General features: G+C 62.5%; 25 protein-coding genes. 16 read left to right on the forward strand and 9 right to left on the reverse strand.

The window, feature by feature from the left end; translation table 11 throughout:
- Nucleotides 1-26: 26 nt before the first annotated feature.
- Nucleotides 27-1,592, reverse strand: a complete 1,566-nt coding sequence (locus E8L03_RS09960; RefSeq protein ID WP_171267255.1) for a PAS domain-containing sensor histidine kinase — start codon at nucleotides 1,590-1,592, stop codon at nucleotides 27-29.
- Nucleotides 1,593-1,960: 368 nt separating this feature from the next.
- Here E8L03_RS09960 and E8L03_RS09965 point away from each other — a divergent pair, with 368 nt between their 5' ends.
- The 3 genes from E8L03_RS09965 to E8L03_RS09975 all read left to right on the forward strand — a co-directional run bounded on the left by E8L03_RS09965 (nucleotide 1,961) and on the right by E8L03_RS09975 (nucleotide 3,840).
- On the forward strand, nucleotides 1,961-2,368 hold the full coding sequence (locus tag E8L03_RS09965) for an Hsp20/alpha crystallin family protein (protein ID WP_144305912.1): 408 nt from the start codon (nucleotides 1,961-1,963) through the stop codon (nucleotides 2,366-2,368).
- Nucleotides 2,369-2,383: 15 nt separating this feature from the next.
- Nucleotides 2,384-2,773 carry an Hsp20/alpha crystallin family protein gene (locus tag E8L03_RS09970; protein ID WP_144305913.1) on the forward strand — a complete coding sequence of 130 codons (390 nt, stop codon included), beginning with the start codon at nucleotides 2,384-2,386 and terminating at the stop codon, nucleotides 2,771-2,773.
- Nucleotides 2,774-2,982: 209 nt separating this feature from the next.
- A complete protein-coding gene (locus E8L03_RS09975; RefSeq protein ID WP_144305914.1) occupies nucleotides 2,983-3,840 on the forward strand; it encodes a WcbI family polysaccharide biosynthesis putative acetyltransferase in 858 nt (285 codons plus the stop codon).
- A 42-nt stretch (nucleotides 3,841-3,882) separates the two neighbouring features.
- Here E8L03_RS09975 and E8L03_RS09980 read toward each other — a convergent pair whose 3' ends face one another.
- Nucleotides 3,883-4,824, reverse strand: a complete 942-nt coding sequence (locus E8L03_RS09980; RefSeq protein WP_171267256.1) for a hypothetical protein — start codon at nucleotides 4,822-4,824, stop codon at nucleotides 3,883-3,885.
- 145 nt (nucleotides 4,825-4,969) lie between these two features.
- On the opposite strand from E8L03_RS09980, the gene E8L03_RS09985 reads away from it, so the two are divergent.
- Together E8L03_RS09985 and E8L03_RS09990 are read left to right on the forward strand one after the other, a co-directional pair.
- On the forward strand, nucleotides 4,970-5,473 hold the full coding sequence (locus tag E8L03_RS09985; RefSeq protein WP_171267257.1) for a MauE/DoxX family redox-associated membrane protein: 504 nt from the start codon (nucleotides 4,970-4,972) through the stop codon (nucleotides 5,471-5,473).
- A gap of 50 nt (nucleotides 5,474-5,523) precedes the next feature.
- The gene (locus E8L03_RS09990; protein WP_144305916.1) at nucleotides 5,524-6,051 is read left to right on the forward strand and encodes a rhodanese-like domain-containing protein; all 528 of its coding nucleotides are present in this window, start codon (nucleotides 5,524-5,526) and stop codon (nucleotides 6,049-6,051) included.
- Nucleotides 6,052-6,294: 243 nt separating this feature from the next.
- Here the strand turns inward: E8L03_RS09990 and E8L03_RS09995 are convergent, their stop codons facing one another.
- The 3 genes from E8L03_RS09995 to murJ all read right to left on the reverse strand — a co-directional run bounded on the left by E8L03_RS09995 (nucleotide 6,295) and on the right by murJ (nucleotide 8,576).
- Nucleotides 6,295-6,489, reverse strand: a complete 195-nt coding sequence (locus E8L03_RS09995; protein WP_171266202.1) for a hypothetical protein — start codon at nucleotides 6,487-6,489, stop codon at nucleotides 6,295-6,297.
- A 102-nt stretch (nucleotides 6,490-6,591) separates the two neighbouring features.
- Entirely contained in the window at nucleotides 6,592-6,855 is a 264-nt protein-coding gene (locus E8L03_RS10000) for an RNA recognition motif domain-containing protein (RefSeq protein ID WP_144305917.1), read from the reverse strand.
- Between the two features lie 308 nt (nucleotides 6,856-7,163).
- A complete protein-coding gene (gene murJ, locus E8L03_RS10005; protein WP_144305918.1) occupies nucleotides 7,164-8,576 on the reverse strand; it encodes a murein biosynthesis integral membrane protein MurJ in 1,413 nt (470 codons plus the stop codon).
- A 277-nt stretch (nucleotides 8,577-8,853) separates the two neighbouring features.
- On the opposite strand from murJ, the gene E8L03_RS10010 reads away from it, so the two are divergent.
- Both E8L03_RS10010 and E8L03_RS10015 read left to right on the forward strand, forming a co-directional pair.
- Nucleotides 8,854-9,924, forward strand: coding sequence for an FAD-dependent oxidoreductase (locus E8L03_RS10010; protein WP_171268467.1), 1,071 nt, complete (start codon nucleotides 8,854-8,856; stop codon nucleotides 9,922-9,924).
- A gap of 93 nt (nucleotides 9,925-10,017) precedes the next feature.
- Nucleotides 10,018-10,509 carry a 4Fe-4S dicluster domain-containing protein gene (locus E8L03_RS10015; RefSeq protein ID WP_235896682.1) on the forward strand — a complete coding sequence of 164 codons (492 nt, stop codon included), beginning with the start codon at nucleotides 10,018-10,020 and terminating at the stop codon, nucleotides 10,507-10,509.
- Nucleotides 10,510-10,626: 117 nt separating this feature from the next.
- Here E8L03_RS10015 and E8L03_RS10020 read toward each other — a convergent pair whose 3' ends face one another.
- Nucleotides 10,627-11,244 carry a hypothetical protein gene (locus tag E8L03_RS10020; protein WP_144305920.1) on the reverse strand — a complete coding sequence of 206 codons (618 nt, stop codon included), beginning with the start codon at nucleotides 11,242-11,244 and terminating at the stop codon, nucleotides 10,627-10,629.
- Nucleotides 11,245-11,292: 48 nt separating this feature from the next.
- Between E8L03_RS10020 and E8L03_RS10025 the strand changes: the two genes are divergently transcribed.
- Both E8L03_RS10025 and E8L03_RS10030 read left to right on the forward strand, forming a co-directional pair.
- Nucleotides 11,293-11,934 (forward strand): TetR/AcrR family transcriptional regulator, encoded by a 642-nt coding sequence (locus E8L03_RS10025; RefSeq protein WP_144305921.1) that lies wholly within the window; start codon nucleotides 11,293-11,295, stop codon nucleotides 11,932-11,934.
- Nucleotides 11,935-12,042: 108 nt separating this feature from the next.
- Nucleotides 12,043-13,110 carry an arginase family protein gene (locus tag E8L03_RS10030; protein ID WP_171267258.1) on the forward strand — a complete coding sequence of 356 codons (1,068 nt, stop codon included), beginning with the start codon at nucleotides 12,043-12,045 and terminating at the stop codon, nucleotides 13,108-13,110.
- A gap of 109 nt (nucleotides 13,111-13,219) precedes the next feature.
- On the opposite strand, the gene E8L03_RS10035 is transcribed toward E8L03_RS10030, so the two are convergent.
- Nucleotides 13,220-14,056 (reverse strand): flagellin N-terminal helical domain-containing protein, encoded by an 837-nt coding sequence (locus tag E8L03_RS10035; RefSeq protein ID WP_171267259.1) that lies wholly within the window; start codon nucleotides 14,054-14,056, stop codon nucleotides 13,220-13,222.
- Nucleotides 14,057-14,261: 205 nt separating this feature from the next.
- Between E8L03_RS10035 and E8L03_RS10040 the strand changes: the two genes are divergently transcribed.
- From E8L03_RS10040 to E8L03_RS10050, 3 genes are all read left to right on the forward strand, one after another.
- On the forward strand, nucleotides 14,262-14,564 hold the full coding sequence (locus E8L03_RS10040) for an EF-hand domain-containing protein (RefSeq protein WP_171267260.1): 303 nt from the start codon (nucleotides 14,262-14,264) through the stop codon (nucleotides 14,562-14,564).
- A gap of 376 nt (nucleotides 14,565-14,940) precedes the next feature.
- The gene (locus E8L03_RS10045; protein WP_216367960.1) at nucleotides 14,941-16,512 is read left to right on the forward strand and encodes a hypothetical protein; all 1,572 of its coding nucleotides are present in this window, start codon (nucleotides 14,941-14,943) and stop codon (nucleotides 16,510-16,512) included.
- Nucleotides 16,513-16,691: 179 nt separating this feature from the next.
- Entirely contained in the window at nucleotides 16,692-17,087 is a 396-nt protein-coding gene (locus E8L03_RS10050; protein ID WP_144305927.1) for an EF-hand domain-containing protein, read from the forward strand.
- 110 nt (nucleotides 17,088-17,197) lie between these two features.
- Here the strand turns inward: E8L03_RS10050 and E8L03_RS10055 are convergent, their stop codons facing one another.
- Entirely contained in the window at nucleotides 17,198-17,788 is a 591-nt protein-coding gene (locus E8L03_RS10055) for a hypothetical protein (protein ID WP_144305928.1), read from the reverse strand.
- Nucleotides 17,789-18,002: 214 nt separating this feature from the next.
- On the opposite strand from E8L03_RS10055, the gene E8L03_RS10060 reads away from it, so the two are divergent.
- Nucleotides 18,003-18,647: a hypothetical protein gene (locus E8L03_RS10060; RefSeq protein ID WP_144305929.1), complete on the forward strand. Its 645-nt coding sequence runs from the start codon at nucleotides 18,003-18,005 to the stop codon at nucleotides 18,645-18,647.
- Nucleotides 18,648-18,736: 89 nt separating this feature from the next.
- Entirely contained in the window at nucleotides 18,737-20,449 is a 1,713-nt protein-coding gene (locus tag E8L03_RS10065) for a glutamine--tRNA ligase/YqeY domain fusion protein (protein WP_244963715.1), read from the forward strand.
- Nucleotides 20,450-20,997: 548 nt separating this feature from the next.
- On the opposite strand, the gene E8L03_RS10070 is transcribed toward E8L03_RS10065, so the two are convergent.
- Complete coding sequence (locus E8L03_RS10070; RefSeq protein WP_171267262.1) at nucleotides 20,998-21,942, reverse strand: deoxyribonuclease IV; 945 nt, start codon at nucleotides 21,940-21,942, stop codon at nucleotides 20,998-21,000.
- Between the two features lie 384 nt (nucleotides 21,943-22,326).
- Between E8L03_RS10070 and E8L03_RS10075 the strand changes: the two genes are divergently transcribed.
- Nucleotides 22,327-23,028, forward strand: coding sequence for a substrate-binding periplasmic protein (locus tag E8L03_RS10075; protein WP_171267263.1), 702 nt, complete (start codon nucleotides 22,327-22,329; stop codon nucleotides 23,026-23,028).
- Nucleotides 23,029-23,032: 4 nt separating this feature from the next.
- Nucleotides 23,033-26,743, forward strand: a complete 3,711-nt coding sequence (locus E8L03_RS10080; RefSeq protein ID WP_171267264.1) for a PAS domain S-box protein — start codon at nucleotides 23,033-23,035, stop codon at nucleotides 26,741-26,743.
- The last annotated feature ends 9 nt before the right edge of the window (nucleotides 26,744-26,752 follow it).

Consider the following 26,752-nt stretch of genomic DNA (forward strand, 5'->3'; position numbering starts at 1 on the left):
ATGGGAATGGCGAGCCGAAAAAAAGTCTACGGCTCGTTGAAATTGCAAGCCGGGGAATCGTCGAAATAGGAGGCGAAGGGCACCGTGAAGTAGAAAGAGCTGCCCTCGTTTTCCACCGACTCCACCCAGATGTTCCCGCCCATGCGTTGCACCAGCCGGCGGGCAATGGAGAGCCCCAGGCCGGTGCCGCTGTACTCGCGGGTGAAGGAGCCGTCCACCTGTGAAAAGGTGTCGAATATCGAGGCAACCTTGTCCGGCGCGATGCCGATGCCCGTGTCCCTGACGATGAAGAGAAGGTGGATGCCCTCGGCGTTGTGGTTGTGCTCGCCATCCACAATACCGTAAGCGCGTACCTCCACCTCCACCCGGCCATTGCGGGTGAACTTGATGGCGTTGGAGATGATCCGGGAGAGCACCTGTCGCAGATGGTCCGGATCGCCGACCACCAGACCCGGCACGCTGGAGTGGATGGTGAAGCTCAGGCTGTTTCCTCGCTCGCAGGCCTTATCGGAGTAAGAATCGCACACCAGACGGAGCAGGCTCGACAGACTGAACGGTTCGGCGATTGCGGGCGCGCTCCCCGCCTCAATCTTGGAGAGTGCGAGAATGTCATCGATGATGCGCATGAGGTTGACGGCGGAGTCGCGCGCCGCCCCCAGATACTCCCGCTGCTCGTCGGTCAGCTCCATGTCGAGCACCAGCTCTGTCATGCCCAGGATGCCGTTCATGGGCGTGCGGATTTCGTGGCTCATGTTCGCCAGGAACTCGCTTTTGACGCGGTTGGCGCTTTCGGCCTCGTCACGCGCAGCACTCAGGGCCTGCTGCGTTTCCTTGAGATCCGTAATGTCCAGGCCGATCTTGATGGCGCCGACAACCGCACCGGACCCGTCACGAACAGGCCCTGCACGGAACCTGTACGACTTGCCGGTGCGCGCCTCTTCCTCGGCCGTGGAGTAACGCTCGGTAGGCCGTTCCGTGCGGAACATTTCTTCGACGATGCACATGTCGCATGGTGTATCCCGGCCGTAGATGACCTCGTGGCACGGACGGCCGATGAGCTCGGGACGATCGCTCAGGCCGTACGCAGAGAGCATGTTTCCGTTGATATCCGTGATAATGAGATCGCGGTCCAGGGTGATGATGAAGCCGGGAATGGTATCGAACAGGGCGTCGAGCCGGCGGTGGGCCTCATCGCTGCAGCTCTGGCGCTCGTTGAGCGTTTCGTCCAGGGCGCACAGCAGCCGGCCGTACTCGCCCTCCACTTCGCCCGGGGTGAACCCGTTGCCGGACGCGATGCTGTCAAGCTGCTGCGCAAACTCCCGGATCACGGCGTCAAGCCCCTTGAGGGGAACGCTCGGCCCACAGCCGGCCGGGTACGCCACGCCGAGCTCGCCGCGGGAAAGATTCTGCGCGCACAGGCGCATGCCCGCCAGCTCATCGCACAGCTTGTTGATCGCGCGGATGGCGCGAACCGTCGCCGTGTCGGCGTCTGCGGGTTCTTCCAGCGATTCGGGCTCGGCGCCGCTCTGCATCGCTTCCAGCGCCGCCGCTACCTGATCCATCATCGAGGGTTCGAAGCCGTTCATGGTCATTCTATTCAATCCGACGATATGCTGCCGGGATGCGGTCCGGCCGGAACGTCGTGCTTGCTCGTTACGCATCGGCGCGGACGCCCGGCTCGTTCCACACGGCCCACGGCGTCTGTGCAAACCGGTGGAGCACCATCCGGGCTGGCCACCATCCGGACGGAGCGCCTTCTGCCACACCGAGCGGTCCACAGAAACGCGGCCCCGGTTGTTAACACCAGGCGCTTCCTCCACTATCTCCTATGTATCTACTCTCAACACATGCTGCAAGCCGTTGTCCCGGTCCATGGAAAAGACTGAATAAGGTTATTGACTGATTTTTATCTGAATATACAATACACCGTATCATTCCATTTTTTGCAGGAGGTCCGACGATGGTCATCGATTTCAGCCCCTTCTACGATTTTCACAAGAACATCGACAAGTTGCTGAGCGATGTATGGAGTCCTGCCGGCGGGTCTCGCGGCCAGACGTCCTATCCTCTGGTCAACATCAGCGAGGATGACTCTGCGATCTATGTGCAATGCGAGATGCCAGGTGTCGCGCGCGAAGATCTCGAGGTCACCATTGTGGAGTCAAGCCTCTCTATCAAGGGCGAACGCAAGCCGGCGCAAGGCAAGTACTACCGGCAGGAACGCCCCACCGGCGTGTTCCAGCGGCTCATCGCCATCAACACGCCCGTAGACCCGGACAGAATCAAGGCCAGCCTGACCGACGGCGTACTCTCCATCACCATGCCCAAAACAGCCTTGTCCAAGGCGCGTAAAATCGCCATAGACTAAAGGAGGATATGGACAATGGCAGCCAGCTTCATCAAGAAGGAAAAGGATTCTCTGGACTTACCCCGTTACCGCCCGGCAACGGACATCATCGAGATGGCCGACGGGTTCCATATCTTCATGGATGTTCCGGGCGTGACTCGCGACACACTCTCCATCGATCTCAACGAGGGCGAGCTGACCATCACGGCACGGACAGCGTACAAAGCCGATCCCTCCGAGCATGCCAAGCCCAAGTATCTGCATATGGAGTTCGGAGGCGGCGAGTATCGCCGCATCTTCACACTGTCCGACGATGTGGACCGCGAGAAGATTACCGCGCACCTCGCCGACGGCGTGCTGGAGCTGATGCTGCCGCGTTCCACAGACAAGACGCCCAAGCGCATCGAGATCACCACCCAAAAGTAGCGGCTGCGTTCTTCCTCTGCCAGGGGAGCTGCGGCGCCATCGCCAGGATCGCCATAGGCGCAATGCGCGGTATTGCTGGATTGCGGCTGCTTCCACCGCAGGATTTGCCGACTGATGCGCTCCGAAATGTGGCTTCTTGCTCTGCCTAACGCGCGTAAAGTACGCATACACTGCTTCCGCATCGCGCCGGCTTGCGCTATCGTACGGCCATGCCACGCGAGCTCTGCATCCTTCACGCTAACTGCCAGGGCGATCCCCTGCTCTGGCTGCTTCAGCGCCACCCGGGCTTTGCCGAACGCTATGAGCTGCGCCGTTACATAAACTTCGTGCGCGAGCCCATACCGGCGGAGGAGCTTGGCCGCGCCGCCGTGTTCATCCATCAGCAGCTCGGCCCGCAGTGGAATGAGCTTGCCAGCGACGCCCTGCGCCAGCAACTGCCCTTGCTGGCCGAAGCCATCTGCATGCCCAATCTGCTGTGCAAGGCGTACTGGCCGTTCTGGGAGTCCAAACCAGGCATCGACTTCAGTGATTTCTTCATCAACGACCTGCAGGACCGCGGCCTGAACAAGGCAGAGGTCATCCATATCGCCCTGCACACCGATATTTCCAGATACCACGACATCCCGGCCCTGGCCGCGCGTTCCCTGGAGATCGAGCGGTACAAGGAGCGCGACTGGGACATCAAGCTCACTCCGCGCGTTGAGGCCGGCTACACGGAACGCCAGCTCTTCACCACAATCAACCACCCCGGCCGGGAGCTCTGTCTTGAGATCGCCCGCGGCGTGCTGGAGCTTCTGGGCCTGGAGCCGCCCACCCCGGAGCTCGAAGCGGCCATGCCCGACATCGAGCCGGAGCTGGAGCTGCCCGTGCACCCGCAGCTGGCGGAAATCCTCGGCCTCAAGTGGCTGGAGCCCGACCACCGCTTCCGCATCTACGAGCACCGGCTCACCTATGAGGAGTACGTCTCCCACTACCTGGACTGCCGCAGCCTGGGGGAGTCCGGCCTCATCGCCTACATCCGCCTGCGCCACGGCGTGCCCGGCCGGGGCGTGCGCACTCTGGACTGAACCGGTCCCGGCGACCGGATGCACAGCATGGTTATTGCGCGATTACTGCGCGGCCCCCTGCCCGTTCTGCTTCGCGTTCTGCTGTCCCAGCGTTCCGGCCCGCGTCTCCAGCCGTCCGGCAAGATCCTGCAGCACGGCCGCAGTCTGTGCCTCCAACCGACCGACATCCACCTCCGGCCCGGCCAGGCCCTGCATGAACGCATGGGCGAAGCGGCAGTCCGTGCGCCCTGCCTCCTGTGCCGTCCCATCGCCAGGCTGTTGTGTCTGCGATTCCCTATCCCGGCATGCCGCCAGGTTCCGCGCCTTGGCCGCCGTCTGCATCAGCAGGCCGCGTGTCCACTCTTCTCCGGTTTCGGCATCCTGACCATTTTCCCCAACATTTTGCCTTTGTGTATTTGAATCCCCGCCGCTCTCGGCCAGATCGCGCTCCTGAACGGGCCGCAGCGCCTCGCCCTGTGCGACCAGGGTCTCCACAAAACGCGGCCCCACCACGAAGTAGCCAAGCTGCAACGCCACCGGCGTGACTCCCGGCGACGGCGGCTGCTCCCCCTGCGGCAGGGCGTACACGTCCAGGCCGTACAGCGCGGCCAGATCCCTGGCCGGCAGGAACACGCCGCCGCGTTGCCGCCACTCGGCATAGCGCTCGGCAATGTAGCGCGCAAAATCGGCAATGGGGTCGAGCATCTGCGTGGGGCACGCCTCCCGGCCACCCTGCTCTGGTGCGATACCCGTCGACGGCGCGGGCCTCGCGGCGTCCTCGGTAGTCGCAACGCTGGAAGCGCCACCGCCTGTTTCCTCACGGCCCTGAACCGCCTCGCCGGCACTTGACGATCCGGCTGGCGCAGCTTCCGGCTGCGTCAACGGCGCGTTCCGCGCTTCTGGAAGCACCAGCTGCCGCAACGCCGGCACCCGCCACAGCGACACGGCGACAGCGGCCGTCAACAGCAGCGCGGCTAGCACCGCCAAAAGAACCCTGCTTCGCATTTTTCACCTCAATAGTATGGATTGACTAATTAAATAATATACCCATCCATCTATTCTGATTAACTATTGGCGCATACTGCACAACTCGGGCACATATTAGACAACGACCCATCCTCAACATAAATTGGGAGATAGGACTTTGCGCGTGCTCAAGCAGACTCCGCCTTCGCGGAACATACCTGCCGTCGTGGACGCCCTGCTCCACGGACGGTTCGCCTACCGTATTGCGCGCCTTATCCTGGCCGCCGCCTTTCTTGTCGCCGGCGTTATCAAGCTCTCCGACCCGGACGCCTTTGCCGGGACCATCGCCGCCTTCGGCATCCTGCCCGCGCCGCTGGTGGATTGGGCCGCGCTTTTGTTGCCCATCATCGAGGTCCTGGCCGCCATTGCCCTGCTCTGGGACGCCCGCGGCGGCCTGTCCGTCATCACAGCGCTCACCCTCGTGTTCATCGCCGTGCTCGGTTACGGCCTCTGGCTCGGCCTGGACATCGACTGTGGGTGCTACGGTCCGGGGGACCCGAATGCCGAGGCATTCTCCAGCCTGCGCACATCATTGTACCGCGATTTCGTCCTGCTGGGCATAGCCGGATACTGCATGTCATGGCGCATGATGAACCGGCGGACAGTTCCCGCATCCAAACATCAATGATTGTAGAAATGTACGGAAGCAGCCACCCCAAACCCGACAAAGGATATCACATGAAACGCATCGTGACTTTCGCCGTTCTGGTAATGGCAACCGTGGCGTTCGCCTCCCCGGCGTTCGCCCTCTTCGGTAACGACAAGTTCGAGCAGGAACTGGAAAAGGAAGCCGCCGTGGTCACGTACGTCGGCGAGATTGAACGCGGCGACTATAAAACAGTGGACACGCCCACCGTGAAGAAGTGGATCGACGAGGGCAAGGATTTCGTCATTGTGGACACCATGCCCTTCAAGGACAGCTACGCCAAGGAGCACATTCCGGGCGCGCTGAACTTCGTCTTCCCCATCCCGGAGATGACCGAGTGGGATGCGGCCGAGACCAGCGGCAGCCAGGAAGATTTCGAAAAGCTCCTGGGCCCGGACAAGGACAAGACCATCGTCATCTACTGCGGTTTCGTGAAGTGCACCCGCAGCCACAACGGCGCCATGTGGGCGCGCAAGATGGGCTACACCGACGTCTACCGCCTGCCCGGCGGCATCTTCGCCTGGAAGGGCGCTGAATACCCGATCGAGAGCGCCGAGTAGATCATTTCTCAGGCGAACTTCACCTGCACCACACGGTCGCGGCCATCCAAGGAAGGTCGCGGCCGTGTTTTCATTTGCATCCGGTATCCGTCCCGGCAGGATCGGGAGGAATGCGGCAAGGCGGTTTCGACGAACGAACCGCACAGCCGTACGCCGGCCCTCGCAGCGTTCGTGCCGTGTCTCGCAACAAGACGCCTGAGGGTGGGAACGGCCGCCTGATGGCCCCTCAGGGGGACCGCGCCGTTACTGGTCCTGAAAATCATCATCCGCAGCCGGAGCATCCGTCCCATTCTTCTCTGTTTCCTGCTTCCGCTCCAGCTTGCGCTGCGCTTTTTCTTTTTTCTTTTTCTTCTTTGCCATTTCGTTTTGGCGCTTCTCGAACTTGTAGTTGCGTTGGGCCAAAAATACCTCCGTGCTGATGTGTTTGTTGTCGGGCACAGCGTACGTTACGCTTCCTATGCGGTAAAATAAAAAAAACGCCCGCCTCCCAGTGCGGGAGGCGGGCGCCGTTGGGCGTATCTCGCTATTTTTCGCCGTGGGCTACCAGCGGGAACGCTCGGCGCGGGGGCGCGCCTCGTTCACTTTCAGGTTGCGGCCGCCAAAATCCTTGCCGTCCAGGTTCTTGATGGCCTCAGCAGCGCCGGCATCATCCATCTCAACGAAACCGAAGCCACGCGGGCGGCCGGTCTCGCGGTCGTTGATGAGATTCACGGAATTTACCTCGCCATAGGCTTCGAAAGCTGCGCGGACTTCGTCTTCAGAAGCGGACCAGGGAAGATTACCAACATAAATGTTCTTGGACATGAAACGTTTCCCTCCAGGAGGATTGAAATGATGCTTTGAAAGTGTACAAAAAAAATAGCAACGCACTAGATGCACACTGCTTCTCAGTCGCCCTGTTCCATTTCGAAAAACTAGCCGCCCAACAAACAGACCGTGCCCCCCACGGGTGTTGCTTATACCTAATTTAGTTCTATCAACCATCATGGGAGGAAAGTCAAACTGTATTTTGGGCCATCCGAAATATCCCTGACGCCCGGACGCTGCACAAGACCCGTCCAAAAAACATAAATCCGGCCAGTAATGACGCCAGCGCAACCCGGGCATAGCAGTCAGTCGCCAAGCCCGGCTGGCGGTTCGTCCATATGTGCTGCGGCGTCCGCCGACCCAGGACCGGCGGGATGTTCCTCCGCAAGCACCCGCCGCGCAAGAACCTGCGTGGCCACAAAGATGAAGAGGTTCACGATGGATGTGGACCAGGCGATCCCCACCACTCCGAAGAACTGCATGAGCACCAGGTTGCCGGCAACGTTGAGGGCCAGGGCCGTGGCTGTTGCCCGGGCTATGGTTCCGGTGCGGCCCAGCGCGGCCAGCAGCCGCATGGACACCGCGGCGGCCAGGTTGAACGGCACCTGGAACAGATACGCCGCCTGCACCGAGGCCACCAGGGCCGCGTCCGATGCGCCGAACTCGCCGCGCATGAACAGGAGCTGGATAATCTCCCTGGAGAACACGACCGAGATAATGGTGATCGGCACGCCAGCGGCCAACGCCAGCAGGGAGAAGCGGTTCAGGATGCGCCGTGCGCCCTGCCAGTCCTGCACGGCGGCCTGCTCGCTGTAGAAGGGCAGTACGGCCGTGGCCAGCGCCACGGAGCCCAGCCCGCGGAACAGATTCGGAACCCGGTCGCCGTAGCTCAGCGCGGCCACCGAGCCCTCGCCCAGCACGGCGGCCATGCCGCGGTCCACCAGAATGGTGAGCGACATGAAGACCGAGGCCACGGCCAGCCGGCTCGCATGGGAAAGAAGCCTGCGCTCCCGTGCGCCAGAGAACCGTCCCGGCAAAAGGCGCAGCCCGCGCCTGGCCAGCAGCGTGGCCAACGCCGCCGTCTCCAGCGCCAGCCCGGCGACCACGGCCAGGGCCAGCAGCGATACCGTGGCCTCCTTGCCCGCCAGGTACAGGGCCGTGAACGCGGCCAGGTGGCTGCACGCCGGCAGCAGGCTGGAGAGGAAGAAGCGCCGCTCGCTCTGCAACACGCCGTGCGCCAGGCCGTTGACCGGCGAGATGACCAGCAACGCCCCCAAGATGAACGCGAGCTGCCGCGTCTCCCCTGCCCCGGACTGGGCCATGGAGGAGGAAAGCAGCGGCAGCACGGCCGGCAACGCCGCCACGACGGTGATCCAGAACGCGCCGCCCGCAGTGAGCGCCATGGTCACGGCGGCGGAGAGCAGGCTCTGGCGTTCCTCGCCCCGCGCCGCAGCCTCGCTCCAGGCCGGCACGAATGAAATCTGGAATGCGCCGGACAGCAGCCCGGAGCCCAGCACCACCACGGCCAGGACCAGGAGATAGAGGTCCAGCCCGGCCGACAGACCGAAGGACGCCGCGACCTGGATCTCCTTGAGAAAACCGGCGCCGAACACCAGCCCCGTGCCCAGGGCCACGCGCACCGCGCCGGAAAAGACTGAAGCGTGGAGCCCGCCCGAAGCTCCAGAGCCGCGGCGTTGCGTTGTTCCCTGTCTGCCCATGAACGCCGTGTACCAGATTCCTGCAGGTTACGGCAGTGCCTATATTCAACATGGTGCGCCTGGAACGAAGCGACGACAGGAAGCCTCGGTGCAAGGCCATGGCCTCGGGACAGGCGCCGGGGCATGGGAACGCGGCGCTCCCCAGGCCGAGCTTGTGAAAAAGCTCCCGCTGCTTGACCCGCTTCCAAATACCCGTAGTGTAGTCAAATATCCTTGCCCTGAATCGCCGGCCCACGCGCCGGCAACGTACCATCATCGAGGTGTAATGATGTCCAGTATGGAAGCCATGGACTTCGGCTTTCTTCGTAAAGAACCGTTGCCGCCCAAGGACCACAAGGTGGCCGTGATCGGTGCCGGACCGTCCGGTCTGGCTGCGGCCGGCTACCTGGCCAGCCAGGGATACCAGGTGGACGTGTACGACAAGCTGCCCCAGGCCGGCGGCTTGATGACCTTCGGCATCCCCAGCCACCGCATCCCGGCGGACCGCATCCAGGCCGGTGTGCGCCAGCTCTCCCACCAGTACGGGGTCAACTTCCACCTGAAGACCAAAATTTGCTGCTCCGCCCCTCTGCACGAGGAAGAAGGCGACCACTTCTCCTGCGATATCCACGGATTGGGCGAGCTTGTCGAGGACTTTGACGCCGTGATCATCTGCACCGGCTCGTGGCGCTCCCGCAAGCTGTGCATCGAGGGCGAGGACCTGCCCGGCGTCTTTTCCGGGCTGGAGTTCCTTTTCCCCATCCGCGCCGCCCGATACGACACCTCCCTGGTCAAGGTGCCGCAGATAAAGGGCCGCGACATTGTGGTCATCGGCGCCGGCCACTCCGCCGTGGACGTGGCTTCCAGCTCCATACACCTGGGAGCCGCCTCCGTGGCCATGGTCTACCGCCGCACGGCCAAAGAAGCCCCCTGCGGCCAGTACGAGATAGATCAGCTTGTGGAGAGCGGAATGCAGTTCATGGGGAATATGACTCCGGTGCGGTTCACAGGCAAAGACGCCGTGGACGGCGTGGAGTGCACGCGCAAAAACGCGGACGGCTCAACGGAGACGGTTCACCTCCCCTGCCAGATCGCCGTCACTGCCATTGGCGAGATTCCCACGCCGCCCTTTGCCAAGGAGCTTGGCCTGGAAAAGGTCCGCAAGGGCGAGGTCAAATGGCTCAACATGACGGCCATCGAAAATGTCTTTGTTGCCGGCGACGTGCTCACCGGACCGTCCAAGATCGGCAAGGCCATCTACAGCGGTCTCATGGCCGCGCGCAGCCTGGCCAACTGGATGGACCTCAAGGTGCTGCACCGCGAGGACGAGTTCACAGCCGACGGCGGCCCTATGATGCCGCCGCGATGACGCAGGAGCGTTTTTCACATGTCTGAACCCAAGAACGATGTCTGCGTGGACGAGTCCCTGCTGGACGAGAACGAGACCGCAGCGCCCGAGGGTATGACCCTCTTCATCGACTACTCCAAGTGCATCGGCTGCGAGACGTGCGAGGCGGTCTGCGGCTTTATCCACGATGCGCCGCGCATCAACATGACCCGTACGCCGGACGGCGTGATGGTGCCGCTGTACTGCCACCACTGCGACAAGCCCCACTGTCTGCGCGTGTGCACCAAGGGCGCGGTGGCGCGAGACCGCGACGGCGCCGTGGTCCTGCAGCCCATGCTCTGCCGCGGCTGCGAGACCCGCCAGTGCGTGCAGTCCTGCCCGTACAGCGCCATGTTCCTTTCGGACAGGGGCGGCCTGGTGCGCAAGTGCGACCTGTGCGCCTCCCGGCGCGATCTGGGCATGGGCCCGGCCTGCGTGGCCATGTGCCCCACCGGCGCCATCCAGTATGTGGACCGCAGCGAGGTGGCCGGGCTGGAGACCGAGGAGTCCAAGGAAGCGCTGGAAAAGGTGCTCACCTACCTGCGCCCCTCGTCCCACAAGTGCTGAAGCCAGGGTTCCGGAAAAATGAAACGCCGCGGCGGTTACCCCCTCGCGGCGTTCTTTACTGCATCGATGTACAAACGCGCCCCAGGCGCGCGGAGCAGACGCTCCGGATAAAATCGGCTACCAGTAGCCGCGCTTCACGGCCGGCTTGTTCAGCGTGGTGATGAACGAGTCCGCATCCTCGGCGGCCACCTCCGGCGGCAAGTGAATGTAGGCGATGCGGAACTTGCCTGTGTTGCGATCGGCCTTATGTGTCACAATAAGGCGTCCGAGCCGCCAGCGCACGTAGCTGACGCCGAACTTGGTCCAGCGCTCGCCCTCGCCGTACTCCAGCCGGAGCGAGGTGAGCATGGTCGTCGCTTCGTCCGCGGACTGCGGCTGGATGTAGACGCCCTGCAAGGCGTCCTGGTAGAATACGTACACGGTGGGAACGGGAGCGAGCCCGGCCGGGCGGTACTCCTGGTCCTTGCGGCGGTAGAACTGTATCGCCCCCTCGCGGCGGTCCGCCGGGGCCATATCGCTTTCCACGTCCTCCAGGGGCGTGCCCCAGGCCAGGCCGTCAAAGGCAGCCGGACCGTTGTCCGTGGCCGCTTCGGCTGTATCGGACAACGAGACGCACAGCGCAAAGGATGCCAGAACGAGAAAGAACGCCGCCTCGTGCCACCGTATCGATTGTAAGCGGTTCATGGCCGGGTAGTTACGCGAACCGGACGCAGGCCGCAAGGAAGCACTGTCCATATCACGCATCCGGCCCCAAAGGCCGCACCAATACCGACGCACTGAACCATGGCCAAGATCATCCCCATCTCCAGTCCCCATACCACCAAGGACAAGCTCGTCGAGGCCACCGCCGCCGTGCTGGCCAGGGACGGCTACAACAAGCTGCGGCTGCAGACCGTGGCCGATGAAGCAGGCGTGAGCTACGGCGTGGCCCTGCGCAAGTACGGCGGATTGCGCTGCCTGGTGAAATCCCTGGGTGCAAGTCCGGCCTTCTGGCCTCCGGCCTCCGAGCTTCTGGGCGACGACACCGCTTCACTGAGCGCTCTTGAGCCCCACGCGCAGATGGCCGCCTTTTTCAAACGCAGCCTGCGCGCCCTGCTGGACCGGCCGCAAACCCTGGACATCCTTGCCTGGGAGGCCGTGGAGCGCAACGAGCTGACCAAGCTCATGGAGGACTGCCGCGTGCACACCGCGCTGGAGTTCTTCGAGCACCTCTCCGGCGAGGTGCCGGAAGAGGACGACCTTTCCACGGTGGTGCTCATCCTGGCCGTGGCCATCCAGCACCTTGCAGTGCGCTCGCGCAACACCAAAAGCATGGGCGGCGTGGATCTGACCTCGGACAAGGGCTGGGACAGGGTGGAGCGCGCCATCGACAAGCTGGTGGAAGGGTTCTTCACCCTGTACAGCGACAGCTCCGCCGGCGGCTGATTTTGTCTCAATTTATGGACAGAATCAGCCCACTTTTCCGGACACTCGCCTCTTCCTGATGGAGCTTGCGCGCGGATCATGCTACGTCCTTGCCCCTGGAGGACGCCCATGCTGCTCTACGATCCCGACATCGCCATCCGCTTTTCCGCCTACGGATTCCAGATTCCCGACCCCGGCGACCGCGCTGCCCGCGTGATCTGCGACCTCCTGGAGCCCGGCTCCCAGACAACCGAGCCGGACACCGCTTCCACAGAATGCCACCTGGACGGTGCGCGGCAATCCGTGCTCCTGGAGCCGGCAAGCGCCGAAGACCTAGCCCGCGTCCATACGCCGGAGTACCTCGACGTCATCCTTTCCGACGATCCCTCGCCAGCGCTGCACGTAGTTTATGAGCTCTTCGACGAGCAGGGCCGGCCCAACCGTTATGACCCGGCTGCGGCCACCCTGCCTTTGACCGACCTGGTGGACCGCGCCCGCCGCCACGTGGCCGGCACCATCCGCGCCGTGGCGATCGCCCTGGACCCCGCCAACGCGGGCCGCTTCTGCTACTTCCTGGGGGGCGGCATGCACCACGGCATGGCGGGCGAGGGCCGGGGATTCTGCCCCTTCAACGACATCGTGGCCGCCCTGCGCGCCGCACGCGCCGCCGACACGGCCAAACGGTTCTGGATAATCGACACCGACGCCCACCGCGGCGACGGCACTGCCGCGCTCTGCCTGGAAGACCCGGACACCGCCACCCTCTCCATCCACATGGCCTCGGGCTGGCCCCTGGACGGTCCGTTCTGCGAGGCCGACGGCCGGCTGCACCGCGCGCGCATTCCCTCCACCTTGGATATTCCGGTGGCCGAAGGGTGCGACGCCTTCTATCTGCCTGCTCTGGAAAAAGGGCTGCACACGCTGGAGAGCGTGACCCACGCCAACTGGAACGGCGCCGGTCCGGACGCCGCCATCGTGGTGGCCGGGTGCGACCCCTACAAGCACGACGAGCTGCCCAGCGCACGGCCCCTGCAGCTGACATTGGAGCAGCTGGGCCAGCGCGACCGGCTCGTACACCGGTTTCTGGCCCAGCGCTCTATCCCCCAGGCCTGGATTATGGCCGGCGGCTACGGCTCCCGCGCCCACGAGCCGGTAACGCAATTCCTGCGCTACGCCGCCTCCAACGGGCTGATCTGACCGATTCGCTGTTCCTTCGCTACCAGGAAAGAATAAGCGCCGGCGTCAAACGAAAACTGTAGGTGCTCATCCGCCGCGCTCCACGTATCGGAGGCCATTCCCGGACAACTCAGCCCTGCTCGTCCAACAGTCCGCCGGAATCCTTCAAAATGAGATCGACGAGCAGGTTCTCCACGGACAGGGATGTGGTGTTCTGCCGCCGCGCTTCCACGGCCTGGTCCAGGAGCGTGGCCTGGTTTTCCAGCGAAGACGCCTGGGACTCCAGCATGCTCTCGCGGCTCTGGTAGATGTCGTCGATGGTGGTGATCGCGCTGGTGAAGTCGTCCACCAGAAGCGTCTGGCCGGCGAGGTCCGTGGCCAGACTGCTGCCCTGCAGATCGCTCCAGCTGCTGCCGGAGACCGGGTCGTCCACGGCGTGGAAGCTCACGTTGAACCCGCCGTCCTTGAACGCCTGGATGTAGACCTGCCCGCTGGAGTTGATCTGCTCCGTGCCCCACTGGCTGGAGTCCAGCATGTAGATGCCGTTGTAGTCCGTGCTCTCGTAGATGCCGGTGATCTGGTCGCGCAGGGCATCGTAGTCGGCCTGCACCGAGGGGTCGGAGGCAATCAGCTCACCCGAGTTGATCTTGTCGATGATGTCTTCCATGGACGAGAGCGCGTCCAGAATCTGGCTGGTGCCGCTCTGGGCCACCCCCATCATCGTGGCCGCCTCGGTCACGTTGTCCGCGTTGCGGCGCACGGCCGCCGCATCCCCGCGCAGGGTTCCGGTTATGGCCTCGTCAAACGGGTTGGTCAGCGGCTGCACCGGCTGCCTGGCCAGCACCATGTCGCGCAGGGAGCTGCCCACCTGGGAGTTCATGAAGTAGGCGTTGGTGAGCAGGTCCTGCGAGAGCAGCCTGCTGGAGATGTCGTAGATGAAGTTCTTCTCGAAATCGTTGAGCGCCATGGCGTCACCTCGCGGGCTTGTCCCTCGCCCTGTCTGAACGGCGGAAGGACAAACAAAGCCGTATATCGGTCATATCGGCAGCCAGGCAGATAACCTTTAGAGTTCGGGGATATTTGTGGTTAGCCTGGAGATTACGCTTGCCTCCGTCGCGCCGCCGCATAGGATGGGCATGGTAGGTAAACCACAATCACCAAGGAGCATCCCTATGCGTATCCGTCTGTACAGTGTGATTCTTGCCGCGCTCGTCGCCATAACCTTGATGTTCGCCGGAATCGCCATTGCCGGTGAGGGCGCGGACGAGAGCTTCAGGAGCATGGATGTGAACGGCGACCAGATGCTGGACCCGAACGAGTTTGCCCAGGGGTACGAGGGCACGAGCGACGCCCAGGCCGAGTTCGACGCCGCTGACGAGGACATGAGTGGCACCATGGACGCCACCGAGTGGGCCAAGTACCAGAAGGCGCACGGCATGGAAGGCCAGGGCGGGAGCGGCATGAAGAGCGAGTAGCCCTGCCGCGCCATCCGCCGGAAAAGAACACGCGCCGGTTCCGCAAGGGGCCGGCGTTTTTATTGTGATTCTGGAAAACTTTTTCGTGCACCGTCTTTGCATGGACACGCCGTTTTTCCTTGAAACAACGCGTATCCACATTTTGCGAGTATGTTTTTCCCGGCGCATTTCAGCTTCAAGTCCTTTATCCACGGGGAAATTCAGCCTAAAGAACATTCCACCCCGGACCGATACATGGGGTATGATCGCTCCTATCGATACCAATTATTCACAGCTTCAATCGGCTAAGTCCGCCGGCGCTGCCTCCCCGACCGAGGCAGAAACCGCCGCCGCAAAAGCCGGGCTGTCCGGAAAGTCCGGCCAAATTCTGGATACTGTGAACATCTCCAGCGAGGCCCGGACCAAGTGGGCCACGCTCTCCGTGGAGTCTCCCGAAGAGAACGCCACAGAGAGTATGGACACCTGGGAAAGCCGGCTGGGCCTGCAGAGCGGGACCACCAAGCTGGAGAACGGCCACACCCGCGTCGTGAAGATAGAGGGCTCAAACCTGGAGATTCAGGAGTTCGCCAATGGCAAGCTGGTGCAGTCCACCACCGGCGGGCTGACCGAATCGGGCATATCCCTGAACACCGAGATCTACAACAAGTGGGGCAAGGTCAGCCAGACGATCCAGACGGAGCTGGAAGAAGCAGAGGACGGCACGGTCAAGGCCTCGCGCTCCCTCCAGTGGTTCGACGGCGAGGAACTGACCCGATCCATGCACGAGGAGATGTCGCTCAACAGCCAGTACAGCAAGGTCTCCGACCTAAGCAGCGGCATGCAGTTCCAGATAACGCAGTTCCTGGGCGGCGAGACCCAGGTCGATCCGGAAGACCTGAAGAATCTGACCCTGGACAAGCACGTCACCAAATATTCCGCGAACATACAGGACTATGCCAACGGCACGCTCATCCGGGACACCGCCATCCGCCAGAATGCGAGCTACGACAATGTGACCAACAGGTCCGACCAACGCATCGGCAACCTGGAGGCCAGACACACTGCCGAGCTCAGCCACTCGGTCAACCTGTCCTTTGAAACCAGTGAGTACGACAAGGACGGCGAGCTGATCCGCCAGGTTAGCTTTACGGAAGCACAGGCGGACGGGCAGGACGCCAACGACGGCAAGTTGCAACAGGATCTGTCCGTGTCCTGGTACGTTGACGGCGAGATCGTGAAGCAGAGTTCCGGCAGCCTGACGCTGGAGGAGACGGAGAACGCCAAGCTCCACAAGCGGCCAAACCTCCTGGAGATGCTCGATCTGAGTCAGGAGGAGTATTCCACAGACGAGCCGCAATCGTCGGCCGATCTCCTGTCCAGGAACTTGCTGGACAACATCTCCGAGGCCGATACGCACAACAAGGGCCTTAAGCGGCACATCGGCAAGGGCCATTACAACTCGGCCGACGACATCGCCAAATGGGGCGCGGGCAGCCAGCCCTACAGCATCTCCTGGACCGATACCCTCTACGCCGACGGCGACATGGTCTCCCGTCAGACTGACGAGGAGTCCGCCAGGAAGAACCCGGCGTATAACCCGCTGGAGTTCCACGTGGCCCGCGGCCTGACCGAGAACGACCCTGCCGCCATCCTGCGCAGCACCAGCCATACGGATGTGGGCTACGAAAACGGCTTCGAGAAAAGCCGTGGCACTGTGGAGTCCCACGAGTACACCCATCCGGACAAGGACGGCGTGGACGAGCTCAAGACCCACACCCGAGGCGTCGTGGAAAAGGGACTGCACAAGGAGTCCGCCAGCCGGTCCTATGACGGCGGCATCGAGGCCCACGATCCGGAAGCGGACAAGGCGTCCCACTCCATGGCCCGGGAGATGACCCTGACCTTTGATGATCTCTTTGACCAGCTCCATGGCCTTGACGACACGCTGAAGCCGCAAGAGCAGTGGTAGCCGCCACACCCATCGAGCACCCAGAACGCCGGCGAATCACCCCGCCGGCGTTTTTATTTGGCGCTCCATTGCCAATCCTTCATCGACGGTCGCCACTCCTCGCTTGCCAAAACAGCGGCCATGGCTATGATGTGGGTTACCCGTTCCAATCTTTTTGACACGCAGCCCAGGAGAAACCCATGCGCATTACGATATCCCGCACCATCCTCGTTCTCGCGGCCCTTGCCACTCTCGCCGTGGCAGGCACGGCCTTTGCCGGCGGAGCCGCCGGATTCAGCGCCAAGTTCGAGGACATGGACAAGAACAGCGACAACACCGTGGATCAGGACGAGTTCGTCACCCACTTCAAGGACAACAACAACGCCGCCGGCGCATTCACCATTATCGATCGGGACAAGAGCGGCGGCCTGAACCAGGAAGAGTGGGACGGGTTCATGAAGGTGCACGGCGGCGGCCAGCACATGAAGCCCGGCTCCGGCATGGGCGGCATGCCGCCCCACGGCATGATGAAGGCCCCCCACGGCAAGATGCCGCCGCACCAGGGCCAGGCGCCCCAGGGCAACGGCACCGAGTAGCATCGGCCGCGCATATCCTTGCACTATAAAAAGGCGCCGATCCCACACGAGGGGTCGGCGCCTTTTTGGGTTGTCTATCGTATCCGGATAGCTCCGGGACAGCAGAACCGCTACGGCATGGAGGTGCCGCGCATGCGCATCATCTCCAGCCAGTAGAGCCGGTCCAGCTTCTGCTCGTCGATGTCCTCTGCGCCCTGGTCCAGGGCCAGCTCCACGTGCTCGTACAGTGGCAGAAAGTAGTAGGCGAGCTTCATGGCCCCAGTGCGCTTGATCTTTTTGAGCTTCACCTTGAGGTGCTCGAAGCGCCACTGCCGGACGTACGTCTCGGTCTCGTCTATGATGCGTGGCTCGCCGTACTCCTTGGTCCAGCGTTGCAGCAGCATGTCGAAAAGTTCCTGCGTGGCCACGTCCACATACACGCCGTAAAGCCTGCCTTCGATAAAGCCATAGATGATGCGTGGCTGGGGGAACCCTTCGAACTCGAAGTCCTCCTGCGTGTTCAGGTAGAACTCGGCATTGCCGCGCTGCTTGAGCTTGGCGAAGTGCTCAAGCCCTTCCCGCGGCGCACCCCAGGGAATGCCGTTAAACCCTGGCGGCCCCTGCGGTTCCGCCTGTGCGACGGCGACCAGGGCGACAAGGAGCGCTGCCGCAAAAAGCGATGCGAGCCAAAGGCGCGGGCAAGGCGATCCGTTGGTTGCCATGATCAGACTCCAGGTGGCGGCGGTTGACGTATCCTCCGGCGATCATTGCCGGTGCGTCCTGGCGGCAGAACATCCGCCACCGGGAAATGCACCCCAAATCTACCAGAAAGGCCGCGCTGCTCAAAGGAAAAAGGCCGGAAAAGTGGACGCGAGTCATACTGATTGTTATCATTACTGTTCGATTCTCGAACCTCAACATCAAGGAGCAACCCGCATGCCTCACTTCCACCGCCCGAAGCTCGTGACCCGGGCCGTGCTCATCGGTGCGTGCCTGGCCATCCTGATCATAGCCGGATGTACATCGCGAGGAGCGCTGGTGCAGACCGCGCCGCCAGAGCAGATGGAGCTCTTCAAGGAGTACAGCTTCAAGCACAAGGTTTCGGACGACTTTTCCCACGGGCCGAAGTTCCGCATAGATAAATACTCGACCATCGGCCTGTTCAACCCCCGCAACCCGAAATGGCCCAGAGACACCACCCTGACCCTCACCGGCCTGCCTGCGGGCAAGCGCGTGGTCATCACGTATGATCTCTTCATGGTCGGCGAGTGGGAAAACCACGGCAAGTTCACCGACCACTACTATGTGTACGTGCCAGACGGCCCCACCGTGTACGAGCTGCAGGACTTCCCATGCAAGCTCGCGCAGTACGGCGTCGAGGAATCTGCCATCGGCAGCGACGGCTTTGTGCGCGTCAAACGCCGCACCCTGGGCTACTGGATTCAGCCCATCACCGTGGTGGTTCCCGCCTCGGCCGTGGTCAATGGAACCCTCAAGGTCACCTTCTACGCCGACCTTTCCGGTCGCGGCACCGAGTTCATGGCTATGGACAATTTCAAGGTTTTCGTGGAGAAATCCTAGCGCAACGCGCGAAACACCGGCGCGCCCGGCTGAAACAATGCTCGGGGCCGGGCGCGCCTTCATGAACCCATGCTGAACGAGCACGTAGAATGAGCAACAAAGAGACCATGCCGGACAACACTACCCCCGAGACAGCCTCCCGCACCAACTTTATCCGCGAAGTCATCGACGCCGATCTGGAAAGCGGCAAGTACGACGGCCGCGTGCAGACACGGTTTCCCCCGGAACCCAACGGCTATCTGCACATCGGCCACGCCAAGTCCATCTGCCTGAACTTCGGCATTGCACGCGACTATGAAGGCCGCTGCAACATGCGCTTCGACGATACCAACCCGCTGACCGAAGAGGTGGAGTACGTGGACTCCATCCAGGCGGACGTCCGCTGGCTCGGCTTTGACTGGAGCGAGCGCCACTTCGCCTCCGATTACTTCGACCAGCTTTTCGAGTACGCCGTACAGCTCATCAAGAAGGGCAAGGCGTACGTGGACGACCTTTCGGCCGAGGAAATCCGCGAGCACCGCGGCACCCTGACCGAGCCGGGCACGAACAGCCCGTACCGCGACCGCACCATCGAGGAGAACCTCGACCTCTTCATGCGCATGAAGAACGGAGAGTTCGAGGATGGCAGCCGCGTGCTGCGCGCCAAGATCGACATGAGCCATCCCAACATCGTGATGCGCGACCCCACGCTCTACCGCATCCGCAAGGCGCCGCACCACCGCACCGGGGACAAGTGGGTCATCTACCCCATGTACGACTTCACCCACTGCATCTCGGACTCCATCGAGAAGGTCACCCACTCCCTCTGCACCCTGGAGTTCAAGAACAACCGCGAGCTGTACGACTGGGTGCTGGACACTTTGGAGGTCTACCACCCGCAGCAGATCGAGTTCGCGCGGCTCAACCTTTCCTACACCGTGCTCTCCAAGCGCCGGCTTATCCAGCTCGTGCGCGAGGGCTATGTGGACGGGTGGGACGATCCCCGCATGCCCACCATGGTCGGCCTGCGCCGGCGCGGCATTCCGGCGGCTGCCATCCGGGACTTCTGCGAGCGCATCGGCGTAGCCAAGGCGGACAACCTCGTGGACATCGCCCTCCTGGAGCACTGCGTGCGCGAGGAGCTGAACCGCACGGCCCCGCGCATCATGGGCGTTCTGAACCCCATCAAGGCAACCATCGAGAACTACCCGGAAGACCAGGTTGAGTGGTTCGAGATGCCGTACTTCCCGGACGAGCCCGAAAAAGGCACGCGGCAGGTGCCCTTCTCCCGTACGCTCTACCTGGAGCGCGACGACTTCCGCGAGGAGGCGCCCAGGAAGTTCTTCCGGCTCGCCCCGGGCCGCGAGGTGCGGCTGCGCTATGCCTACTACGTGACCTGCACGGACGTGATCAAGGACGCCGAGGGCAACGTGACCGAGCTCATCCTGCGCTACGACCCGGAAACCAAGGGCGGCTGGTCCAAGGACGGCCGCAAGGTCAAGGGCACGCTCCACTGGGTCAGCGCAAACCACGCCCTGGAGTGCGAGACACGGCTCTACGACCGGCTCTTTACCGTGGAAAACCCCATGGACAAGCAGCACGGAGATTTCAAGAACACCATCAACGAGGACTCGCTGGAGATGGTGACGAGCTACGTGGAACCGTCGCTCAAGGACGCCGAGCCCGGCCTGCAGGTGCAGTTCGAACGCCTCGGCTACTTCTGCGTGGACACGAGAGACTCCAAACCGGGCCAGCCGGTCTTCAACCGCACGGTTACTCTGCGCGACAGCTGGGCGCGCATCGAGCGTTCGCAGAAGAAGTAGGAAAGATAAGGACGGCGGCAGCCGTTTCCGGATTGATTATACAATGCAATCCGGCAGGCTGTTAAGAAAGGTTTGAGAGCAAGGGACAAGAAAAATTCAAGAACGACGCGTAGTTTCTCATACGCGAGGGTTTGAATTTTTTGATGGAACGCAGCTATCGGGCCTTTATCAGCAGCCTGACTAGAGGCTGAAAACAGCAACGCGGCGTCCCGGACCATCCGGGGCGCCGCGTGCTGCTGTGGAGGAGTGTGCCTTTACCGTGCGTGTCCCGCTTAGAAATTAGCAGGAAGCGGGCCAGAAAAAGAGCCCCTTCTCATATTTGTTTTTAACACTCTATAATTACTGATTAATTAATTTCAGACCTGACCGATACCGCCAAAAATGAAATGTTTTGTCGCTGCCCGGTATCGTTTTCTTGTCGCTTCCGTTAACATTTTAGTAACTCCATCTACAATTTTGTAGCATTTATACGCCGCACGACAAAACCGTCACAGCGCCTGCGACAATCTATACTGAACCGCCTCGTCGCCTGCTGCCTTTTCACGTCATCATTCCTTTGCAATACCAGCAAGTTGCCGCAGCAGACCCAGATTTTTGAAGTCGTACTCCAGATTCTCGCCCTTGGGCATCTCTATGACCATGGGGATGGTCCGCAGGTACGGGTCTTTGACGACTCCGGCAAATCCTTCCACACCGATGAACCCTTCGCCGATGTGGGTGTGCCTGTCTTTTCTGGACCCGAGCTCGGTCTTGGAGTCGTTCAGATGCAGCAGGCCCAGCCGCCCCCGCAGGCCGGCGGCGTCCATCTCCGCCAGGGTCTTTGATAAACCAGCCGGCGTGGACAGGTCGTATCCGGCGGCAAAGGCGTGGCACGTATCCACGCAGATGCCCAGCCGCGACTCGTTTTCTGCCGCAGCGATGATCGCGGCGAGCTCGGCAAAGGTGCTACCCAGGGTGGAGCCCTGCCCGGCCGTGATCTCCAGAAGCACTTTGGGCTCGGCGTGCACAGCCGCGCCTTCTTTGGCCAGCATCTCTCCGGCCATGGCGAAGGCCGCGTCCAACCCCCTGGCAACGGCGGCAATGCCTGCCTCCGGCCCGGCCTCCTGCGGCGCGCCGGGGTGCAGCACGATGTCGGTCACGCCCAGCCGTGCGCAGCGGTAGATTTCCCGCGCCAGCGAGGCCACGGACTTCTCCACGATCTCCGGCTTGGGGCTGGCCAGGTTGATAAGATAGGAGGCGTGCGAGGCCACGGGGTACGGTCCCCACTCGGCCCAGGCCGAGCGGAAGGCCTCCACCTCGGCCTCGTCCATGGGCGCGTCCTTCCACGTCCGCTGGTTGCGGGTAAAGAGCTGCAGGGCCGTGCCCCGGACCTTGCGTATGCGTCCGAACGCCGTGTCCAGCCCACCAGCCACGCTCATGTGCGCGCCGAGCATCAATACGTTCGCGGGCTGCGCCGCCGTGCTTTGTTTTTCCGTTGTCCCTTGCTCAGGCATACCGTGTCTGTCCTTGTCGATGTGTGGCGAATCCCGTCCCGGATTTCTTTACCGAAGCCGGCCCCCGAGGTCCGCAATCGAAGCATGGTAATCACGGAAAATGATTCCGGCCAGCCGGGCAGGTGTTTTTTCTGAAACGATCGGGCTCCGCGGTATACGCGGCCGCGCTTCAAATGGCGAACGATTTGGACATATTTCTCTGGGATCAATTGTGGACGTGATGTTTTCCCCAGGCTATTATGGGTATAATGCTGGGGTAGATATCCATTAATCGGGCCGATACACTCCGAATTTACACAAGGCGCCATGTCACGTTTGCAGCTATCGCCATTCGCATACTGCGTCCGAAGCTCCATTGCATGGTCTTTTGCTCTCGCGGCCCTGATGATCGCGGCGCTGGCCGTTCCGTCATCTGCCTCGCAGCAGATCACCATCAATTCGACCTACTCGCCGCCCTACACCACGCCGAACCGTGACGGCTACTTCGACCTCCTGCTCATCGAGGCCTTCGGCAGGCTGGGCTACCAGGTGCATGTGAACATGCTGCCAGCCCAGCGAGCCCTGGCGGACGCGGCCAGCGGACGCGCCGACGGCGACATAGGCCGCATAGCCGGTCTTGATAAATCGTATCCCTCTTTGGTGCGCGTGCCGGAACCGGCGCTGGACTCCCGCGAGTTCGTGGGTTTCTCGCGGCATGTGGATATCGCGACCACGAGCTGGGAGACGCTCGCCCCATACCACCTGGCCTACGTGGAGGGCTGGCAGATATTCCGCGACAATATTCCGAAACAGGCCACCGTGACCGCGCTCCACTCCACCGACGCCCTCTTCCGCTTTCTGGACAAGGATCGCTGCGACATCGCCTTGACCGCGCGCTTCGACGGTTTGGCAATGCTCAAGGCGCTGCACATCGAGGACGTGCACATCCTTGAACCGCCCCTCGCCTCTCTCAAGATGTACCTGTACCTCAACAGAAACCGGATCGACCTGGTCGAGCCGCTGGCCGAAATCTTTCGGGAGATGAAGGCGGACGGCTCCATTGATTCGATCCGGACTCAGGTATTCGGGCGCTACGCCCGGCGTTGAAAACATGCTGTCCCCAAAAAACAGGCTCACGCGCAAGCTCATCATCCAGTCGCTCACGGTCTGCGCCGTGGTCATCTTCCTGGTGGGCGGTCTGCAGACGTACTCGGCCTACCGTCAGCGGTTCGACGCCATAAACCGGGTCTTCGCGGACATCGGCCAAAGCCATGTACCCATCCTTGCCCGGGCGTTGTGGCTGCTGGACGACAAGCTCATCGAATCCGGGTTGGAAGCCATCACAGACCTTTCCTTCGTGGAGCAGGCCGTAATCGTCGAGAACGGCGTGCGGGGCGCCTACTCCGGCAAGGTGGTGTCCAAGGACGTCGTCGTCCGGGACTTCCCCCTGACATTCCACGACCAGAAACTGGATCGGACGCTCGGCACCCTCCAGGTCATCTGTGGGGTGGACGAGCTGCACAACACATTCCGGCACGAGCTAGCCTCCCTGTTCCTCCGCCAGGGCGTTGAGATCCTCTTCATCGCAGCCGTGCTCTACCTGCTCTTCCATCGCCACGTGGCGCGGCATCTCGCTGCCGTTGCGGACCAGGCCAGAGACCTCGACATGTCGGCCGGGCTGAAACCGTTCACCCTGCCGCGACCGCCATCCGATCCGGGCTACCCCGACGAGCTGGACGTCGTGGTGGACGCCCTCAACGAGATGGAGGCGCGGGTTCAGGCCCTGCACGACGCGCAACAGCTTGAGCTGGAACGCCGCCGCGTGACAGAGGTGCAGCTGCTGGAAGCGCGCGACACCCTGGAGCAGCGTGTGGAGGAACGCACCAGGGAGCTTGCCGCGGCCAACCGTGATCTCGACAAGGCCAACGAGAATCTCGCCGCCACCAACCTGAAGCTCATGAGCAAGAACCGGGAGCTGCTCTTCGAGAACGAGGAGCGCAAACGGGCGGAGCAGGCTTTGCGTGACAGCGAGGCCCGTCAACGCACCGTGGTGGAGCGCATGCCCATCATGCTTGCGGCCTTAGACGAGTCCGGCTCCATCATTGCCTGGAACAGCGAGTGCGTGCGCGTGACCGGGTACACCGAGGCGGCGATGATGGCCGACCCCAAGGCGCTGTCACTGGTCTGCCCGGATGAGCAGATTCGAGCCAAAGCCATGGAATCGCTCCTTGCCAGGGAAAACTTCCGCGGGCTGCAAGTACCCTTTGTCACCAAGGACGGCTCGCAGCGGTCCACGGCGTGGTCCTCCATAGCCGGAAGCTTCCCCATACCCGGCTGGCACACCTGGGCCGTGGGCATAGACGAGACCGACCGGGAATGCGCCCAACGCGAGCTGCAATCCCTGAACCGCGCCCTGGAAACGCTGGTCCGCTCCAATGAGATCGTTCTGCACGAGAAAAATCCCGAGGCCCTGTGCCGCAAGGTCTGCCGAGTGGGTGTGCAGATAGGCGGCTACGACTTCGCCGCTGTGGTCTGCACCGGGCAGGACAAGACAGCGCCCATCTCGGCCACGGCGTCCTACGGCTCACACGAGGACTTTCTCCAGACGCTGACGCCGTATCTGCAGGCGCAGGACGACCAGTGTCCCACTGCGCTGGCCATCCGCACCGGACAGCACGTGCTGGTCCCATCCATCGAGGACGAGCAGCGCTACCCGGAATGGCGGGAGACGGCCCTTGCCGAAGGGTTCCGGTCGTGCATCAACCTGCCGCTGCGTACCGGCCCGCACATCCTGGGCTCGCTCATGCTCTACTCCACAGCGCCCCATGCGTTCGACAGCAAGGAGATCGCCGTGCTGGAACGGCTGGCGAACAATCTCGCCTACGGCCTGCATGCACTGGATCTGGACCGCCGCCGGCGCAGTGCCGAGGATAATTTGCGCCGGCAGGAAGCGCTGCTGCTCGACACGCAGAGCATCGCCCGCGTGGGCGGCTGGGAGCTCGACTGGGAGACGGGCACGTTTACCTGGACACCGGAAACCTACCAGATATTCGGGCTGCCGCCGGCCTTCGACCCGACCGTGGAAGACATTCTCGGCCTCTTTCCGGAACGCAAGACCCTGCGCAAGGCCTTCAGCGACGCCTACTCCAAGGGCACCAGCTTCGAGATCGAAACACCCATCGCCACCACCCTTGGCGAGCGTCGTTTTGTCCGAGTCCAGGGAGCCGCCCAGTCGGTTGATGGCGGGTCGACAAAGATTGCTGGCGTCATCCAGGACATCACAGAACGCAAAACCGCGGAGCGGAACCTGGAGCGCATCTTCACCCTTTCGCAGGACCTGATCTGCATCGTCAGCTTCGACGGCTACCTGACGCAGCTGAACCCGGCCTGGCAAAAGGTGCTCGGATGGAGCCAGGAAAAGCTCAAAAGCATGCCTGTGATCCACTTCGTCCACCCGGATGACCAAGAACGCACCATACAGAGCAGCGAACCGTTGCTGGATGGTCTGGCGCTGAGCAACTTCCAGAACCGCTTCCTGCACAAGGACGGCAGCTATCGGTGGTTATCCTGGAACTCGATTCCGGAGCTGGAGAGCGAACAGGTTTTCAGCGTGGCGCGCGATGTGACCCAGGAGCGCATCAAGCAGGAGGAGCTCATTGCTGCCAAGCAGCAGGCCGAAGCCTCCAGCCTGGCCAAGAGCGAATTCCTGGCCAACATGAGCCACGAGATCCGCACCCCCATCAACGGCGTGCTGGGCATGCTCCAGCTTCTGGAGTTCACCGACCTCAACGACGAGCAGCACGAGTATGTGGAGACGGCGCGGACCTCCGGCCAGAATCTGCTGGCGCTCATCTCCGACATACTCGATCTTTCCCGCGTGGAGGCGGGCAAGCTGACCATCATCGACTCGCCGTTCGAGGTTCGCGAGATCATTCAGACCGTACGCGACACCTTCCGCGAGCCGGCCAGAGAGAAAGACCTCGCCCTGGATGTGGTCCTGGAGCCGGACACGCCGGAGATTCTATACGGCGATGCGGGCCGCTTGCGGCAGATCCTCTTCAACCTCGTGGGCAACGCCGTCAAGTTCACGGAGAGCGGCGGCCGCGTCTCGGTCCACGCCTCCACCGTAACCGCGCCTGACGGCACGCTCAGGCTGGTGGCCGAGGTGTCGGACACCGGCATCGGCATGGACGAAACCCAGCTCAGCCACATCTTCGAGCCGTTCGCGCAGGTGGAGAAGGCCTACTCGCGCGATTTCCAGGGCGCCGGGCTGGGGCTGGCCATCGTCAAACGGCTCGTGCTGCTTCTGGACGGCGAGCTCTGCGTGGATTCAACCCCCGGCAGGGGCACCTACTTCCACTTCAGCATTCCCATGGCCAGGCGCGAACGCCTGACCGAGGTGCAGGAGCCCGCCGCGCCTCGCCGCAACGGTCCGGTCAACGTTCTCGTGGTGGAGGACAACACCATCAACCGCTTCGCCCTGGTCACCATGATCGAGAAATGGGGCCATGCCTCCACCGGCGCGGCCAGCGCCGAGGAAGCGCTGGAGCTCCTGGCCGCCAACACCTACGACGTCGTGTTCATGGACGTGCAGATGCCGGCAATGAACGGGCTGGAGGCCACCCGCATCATCCGCTCGGGAGAGCGCGCGGGCATCGATCCCGACGTGACTATCGTGGCCATCTCGGCCTATGCCATGCCCGGCGACAAGGAGACGTTCCTGGAAAGCGGCATGGACAGCTACTTCGCCAAGCCCGTGGATATGGAGGCGCTGCAGCGCTACCTCGACAGCTTCCACTCACACCGGGCATCGCCGGCGTAATCAGCCGGG

It is taken from the genome of Oceanidesulfovibrio marinus, from assembly GCF_013085545.1.
Lineage (GTDB): Bacteria > Desulfobacterota > Desulfovibrionia > Desulfovibrionales > Desulfovibrionaceae > Oceanidesulfovibrio > Oceanidesulfovibrio marinus.